The 5,172-nt window shown below is 69.0% G+C and carries 6 protein-coding genes; 1 reads left to right on the forward strand and 5 read right to left on the reverse strand.

What is annotated here, in order from left to right:
* Positions 1 to 738, reverse strand: a 738-nt coding sequence (locus ACOJSF_RS01570) for an ATP-grasp domain-containing protein (RefSeq protein WP_420140486.1), incomplete at its 3' end; no start/stop codon positions are given.
* Positions 739 to 832: 94 nt separating this feature from the next.
* On the opposite strand from ACOJSF_RS01570, the gene ACOJSF_RS01575 reads away from it, so the two are divergent.
* Complete coding sequence (locus tag ACOJSF_RS01575; protein WP_420140487.1) at positions 833 to 1,354, forward strand: beta-carotene hydroxylase; 522 nt, start codon at positions 833 to 835, stop codon at positions 1,352 to 1,354.
* Here ACOJSF_RS01575 and ACOJSF_RS01580 read toward each other — a convergent pair.
* The 4 genes from ACOJSF_RS01580 to ACOJSF_RS01595 are packed head-to-tail and all read right to left on the reverse strand — an operon-like array spanning position 1,341 to position 5,049.
* On the reverse strand, positions 1,341 to 2,015 hold the full coding sequence (locus tag ACOJSF_RS01580) for a DUF2490 domain-containing protein (protein ID WP_420140488.1): 675 nt from the start codon (positions 2,013 to 2,015) through the stop codon (positions 1,341 to 1,343). The two genes, ACOJSF_RS01575 and ACOJSF_RS01580, sit on opposite strands and share 14 nt — an antisense overlap.
* Before the next feature lie 36 nt (positions 2,016 to 2,051).
* A complete protein-coding gene (locus ACOJSF_RS01585; protein ID WP_420140491.1) occupies positions 2,052 to 2,966 on the reverse strand; it encodes a phytoene/squalene synthase family protein in 915 nt (304 codons plus the stop codon).
* A gap of 17 nt (positions 2,967 to 2,983) precedes the next feature.
* A complete protein-coding gene (locus tag ACOJSF_RS01590; RefSeq protein ID WP_420140489.1) occupies positions 2,984 to 3,565 on the reverse strand; it encodes a TIGR00730 family Rossman fold protein in 582 nt (193 codons plus the stop codon).
* Positions 3,562 to 5,049 (reverse strand): phytoene desaturase, encoded by a 1,488-nt coding sequence (locus tag ACOJSF_RS01595; protein ID WP_420140490.1) that lies wholly within the window; start codon positions 5,047 to 5,049, stop codon positions 3,562 to 3,564. Before ACOJSF_RS01595 ends, ACOJSF_RS01590 begins: the two co-directional genes overlap by 4 nt.
* Positions 5,050 to 5,172 lie beyond the last annotated feature (123 nt).

The raw sequence follows: 5,172 nt of genomic DNA on the forward strand, positions 1-5,172 counted from the left end.
GGTGAAGTCGCGCAATTCGGCGAGATCCTTGTGGCGGAACATCGCGTTGCTGTCGAAGCCGACCTTGGCGTCGAGGACCATCAATTTCCCGTCGCCGGTGATGGCGAGCGGGTTGATCTCGATCTGCGAGGCGTCGGTGCCGACGAAGGCGTCGTACAGCTTCGCGGTGACGTTCGCCGCCTGCTTGGCGAGGTCGCCGGTCAGGCCCAGCGCAGCCGCGACGGCGCGGCCATGGTGCGGCATGAAGCCGGTCGCCGGATCGACGTCGAAGGTGTGGATCTTCTCAGGGGTCGAATGGGCGACCTCCTCGATGTCCATGCCGCCCTCGGTCGAGACGACCATGGCGATGCGGCCGGTCGCGCGATCGACCAGCATCGAGAGGTAATATTCCTTCGCGATGTCGGCGCCGTCGGTGACGTAGAGGCGGTTGACCTGCTTGCCGGCCTCGCCCGTCTGGATCGTCACCAGCGTGTTGCCGAGCATGTCGGTGGCGTTGGCGCGCACCTCGTCCAGCGTCTTGGACAGGCGGACGCCGCCCTTGGCGTCGGGCCCGAGCTCCTTGAACTTGCCCTTGCCGCGCCCGCCGGCGTGGATCTGGCTCTTCACGACATAAAGCGGCCCGGGAAGCTTGCCGGCGGCCTCCACGGCCTCCTCGACGGTCATCGCGGCATGGCCGGCGGGAATCGCCACGCCGAATTTCGCCAGCAGTTCCTTGGCCTGATATTCGTGGATGTTCATGGGGACGATCGAGTCCTTCGCAGGTGCGGGAAGAAAGCGTGAGCGCCTAAAGCATAGTCGCCAGCCCAAGGGAACCCATGTATGGCGCGTGGCCATGCACTTCGGACTGGGCATCCTGCTGTTTCTGGCCACCATCGCGGCGATGGAGGGCGTGGCCTATGTCGCGCACCGCTGGATCATGCATGGGCCCGGCTGGTTCCTGCACGAAAGCCACCACCGCCCGCGCACCGGGCCGTTCGAGCTGAACGACCTGTATGCCGCGATCTTCGCGGTGCCGTCGTTCGTGCTGATCCTGGGGGGCGTGCAGCTCGGCTGGGGCCAGGCCTGTACGTGGATCGGCGCGGGGATCGCGGCCTATGGCGCGATTTATTTTGGCTTCCACGACTGGATCGTGCACCAGCGGCTGCCGGGGCGGTACGTGGCGCGGTCCCGCTATATGAAGCGGATCGTGCAGGCGCACCGGCTGCACCACGTCGTCGGGACCAAGGATGGGACGGTCAGCTTCGGCTTCCTGATCGCGCCGCGCCCCGAGAATCTGAAGGCCGAGCTGAAGCGGCGCGAGCGCGCGGGCGTGCGCGCGCCCTCACTGAAGGAGGGCGCGCTCAGGGACGGATGAAGATCGTCAGCGAGGCGACGTGGTTCATCCGGTTGCGCGGGCCAGCAGCGTTGACCGCCTGGTTGAGATAGCCGACCTCGACCGTCGACCTGCCGGGCAACGGCACCTCCAGCCCGGCGAAGCTGCGCAGCTGATCGAACCCGGCGCGCGCACCCCAATCGGTGTCGTTGAAGGCGACGAACGGCTCGGCCCAGACGAGCGCGCGCGGCTTGTCGGGCGCGGTGATCGGGTGGACGTAGCGGAGCATCGAGCGCAGGCGCCAGCCCGTGTCGCCCCCGGTCGACAGGCGGCGATGCTCCAGCCGGGTGCGGGTCGAGACGCTGCCGCCCGCGACCGTTCCCATCTGCCACGTCAGCTGGGTGAACAGCCGCTCCTCGTTCGTATCCGGGCCGTTGCGGACGGGCGATTCGATATGCGCGTAGCCGCCATAGAGGCTGACCGCCTTGCTGAACTGCCACCCCAGCGCGCCGCGCATAAGGACCTGCGACACGCGTTCGGCCCCGTCGCCGGTGCGCGGCTGCAGCTCGGCAAAATAGATCAGGCGGTCCTTGAGCGATCCCATCGCGGTGACATTCACCCAGATCTGCTGATCCTCGATCGGGCCGGCGGCGGCGAGCGACGGAACGGAAGCGAGCAGGAGGGCGAAGACGGCGCGGCGCATGGCCGCGAGTGACCGGAAACGCCGCCTGGGTGCTAGTTACAAACTGTTGCTGGGGCGTGTCCAAAGCCCGGCGCGCGCGCTTTGCGGCGCGGGCCGGAGCGCCTGCACCGCGGCGCGAGCGACCCAGGCGAGCTTCGCGCGCTTGCCCACCACCACGCGGTGATCCCACGCATGGTCGCCGCGCGCCGCGACGGTACGCGCGATGTCGCCATAGATGCCCGCCGCCGCCAGCACCGCCCAGGCCGAACGGAAGGGCAGCGCCCCTGCCCCGACCCGCGCGCTCGCCTCATAGGCCTCCGCCGTCTTCGCCAGCCGCCGCGCCAAGACGGTCAGGCGGGGCCGGTAGGGCGGCTTCATGTGCTGGCCGGGGGGAATGTCCATTTCGACCAGCCATTCGACGGGCAGGTAGCAGCGGCCGGCGGCGTCATCCTCGCTAATGTCGCGCGCGATGTTTGCGAGCTGGAACGCGCTGCCGAGGTCGCAGGCGCGGTCGAGCGTGGCCGTGTCGTCGGACGCCACGCCCATCACCAGCGCCATCATCACGCCGACCGAGCCGGCGACATGGTAGCAAGAGCGGTAGAGATCCGCCTCGCCGCGCGGCCGCCAGCCGTCCGCATCGAGCGCGAAGCCCTGGATCAGGTCGTCGGCGAGCGCCGCCGGGATGGCGCATTCGCGCGCCACCACCTCGAACCCGTCGAACGCCGGATCGCCCGTCTCACGCCCCGCCAGTGCCAGCACGGTCCGCTCGCGGATCGCCGCGACGGCGGCCTGCGGATCGGCGACGGCGCGCATGCCGTGTCCCATGTCCTGCCCGTCCGCCAGATCGTCGCACGCGCGGCACCAGGCATAGAGCAGCCACGCCCGCTCGCGCGTGACGGGATCGAACAGCTTCGAGGCGAGCGCGAACGAACGCGAGCCGCGCTCGATCGAGCGGCGGGCATGATCGACCAGCTCGGCGCGGCCTGCCGTCAGAGTTCGTCCGCCGTCATGCGGGTGATCGGCCGGCCGGGTTCGTAGGCGGCCATGCGCGCGAGCAACGCGTCGAGATCGTCGTCGGCGATCAGCAGATCGCGATGCTGCGGGCGGAGGAAGCCGGTTTCGGCCATCGTCTCCACGAAGCGCAGCAGCCCGTCATAGAAGCCGGCGACGTTGAGCAGCCCCACCGGCTTGGCATGATAGCCGAGCTGCGCCCAGCTCATCGCCTCCCATAATTCGTCCATCGTGCCGGTGCCGCCCGGCAGGGTCACGAACCCGTCGGACAGATCGGTGAAGGCCTGCTTGCGCTGGTGCATCGTGTCGACGACGTGAAGCTCGGTCAGGCCGCGATGCGCCACCTCCAGATCGACCAGCGCGCGCGGGATGATGCCGATCACCGCGCCGCCCGCCGCCAGCGCGCCGTCGGCGACCGCGCCCATCAGGCCCAGCCGCCCGCCGCCATAGACCACGCCGATACCGCGCGCGGCCAGCGCGGCCCCGACCGCGCGGGCATTGTCGACGTAGCGCGGGTCCGCCGGGGTCGCCGAACCGCAATAGACCGCAAGCCGCTTCACAGTCCCTCCAGCATCAAAGCGGCGGTCGCCTTGGCCGATCCGACCACGCCGGGGATGCCCGCGCCGGGATGCGTCCCCGCGCCGACGAAATAGAGATTGGGGATCGCATCGTCGCGATTGTGCGTCCGGAACCAGGCCGACTGGGTCAGGATCGGTTCCAGGCTGAAGGCCGAGCCGAGATGCGCGTTGAGATCGCGGCGGAAATCGACCGGCGTATAGTGGAAGCGCGTCACGATCCGATCGCGCAGGCCGGGCATCAGCCGCCGCTCGATCTCGCCCAGGATGCGGTCGGCATATTCGTGCTGGAAGCTGTCCCAGTCGATCGGCGCCTTGCCGAGATGCGGCACGGGCGCGAGCGCATAGAAGGTCGAGCACCCCTCCGGCGCGAGCGACGGATCGGTGACGGTCGGATGGTGGAGGTAGAGCGAGAAATCGCCCGCGACCACGCCGTTGCGGTAGATGTCGCTGAGCAGCGGGCCGTAGCGCGGCCCGAACAGGATCATGTGATGCGGAATGCCCGGCCAGCCGCCGCGCACGCCGAAATGCACGACGAACAGCGAAGGCGAGAAGCGCTTGCGTGTCACCGCGCGGCCCGCCTTGCGCCCACGCGGGCTGCTCCCCAGCAGATCGCGATAGGTGTGAACCACGTCGCCGTTGGAGGCGACCATGTCGAACCGGCCGCTCCAGCCGCTTGCGGTGCGGACACTGTCGGCCTTGCCCCCGGCGGTGCCGATTTCGACCACCGGATCGGCGAGGCGGAGCGTGCCGCCCAGCCGCTCGAACAAAGCGACCATGCCCCGCACCAGCGCATTGGTGCCGCCGCGCGCGAACCAGACCCCGCCCGCTTTTTCGAGCTTGTGGATCAGTGCGTAGATCGCGCTCGTGCTCATCGGATTGCCGCCGACCAGCAATGTGTGGAAGCTCAAGGCCTGACGCAGCCGCTCATCCTGCACGTAGGAGGAAACGACCGAATAGACCGATCGCCACGCCTGATATTTCGCAAGCGCGGGCGCCGCGCGGATCATCGACGCGAAGTCGAGGAAGGCGACGTGGCCGAGCTTCTCATAGCCCTCGCGGTAGACGCCCGCCGCATAATCGAGGAATTTGGCATAGCCCGCGACATCGGCCGGATTGAGCCGGGCGATTTCGGCGCGGAGCGCGGGTTCGTCGTTCGAATAATCGAAATTGGTACCGTCGGGCCAGTTGAGCCGGTAGAAGGGGCTGACGGGCATGAGCTCGACATCGCGGCCCATCGGCTGGCCCGACAGCGCCCACAATTCCTCCAGACAGGCGGGATCGGTGATGACGGTCGGCCCAGCATCGAAGGTGAAGCCGTCGCGCCGCCAGAAATAAGCGCGCCCGCCGGGCTGGTCGCGCCCTTCGATCAGGGTGGTGGCGACACCCGCCGACTGGAGCCGGATCGCGAGCGCCAGCCCGCCGAACCCCGCGCCGATGACCGCCGCCGTCTTACCCGTGTTACTCATCCACGCGCTGTGGCGGCGACGAGCGCGCGGCGCAAGGGGACGGGCGGCCGGCCCACCAGAACGCGCGCCTTGTCGGCGAGCGTCGAGCGGCCCGCGTAGAAACGCGCCACCAGCCCCTCATCG

Origin of the sequence: Sphingomonas sp. (genome assembly GCF_048594985.1) — a bacterium.
Lineage (GTDB): Bacteria > Pseudomonadota > Alphaproteobacteria > Sphingomonadales > Sphingomonadaceae > Sphingomonas_I.

Coding starts and splice junctions, on each gene's coding strand:
- ACOJSF_RS01595 (WP_420140490.1), bottom strand. CDS start 5,049: ATGAGTAACACGGGTAAGACGGCGGCGGTCATCGGCGCGGGGTTCGGC.
- ACOJSF_RS01575 (WP_420140487.1), top strand. CDS start 833: ATGCACTTCGGACTGGGCATCCTGCTGTTTCTGGCCACCATCGCGGCG.
- ACOJSF_RS01580 (WP_420140488.1), bottom strand. CDS start 2,015: ATGCGCCGCGCCGTCTTCGCCCTCCTGCTCGCTTCCGTTCCGTCGCTC.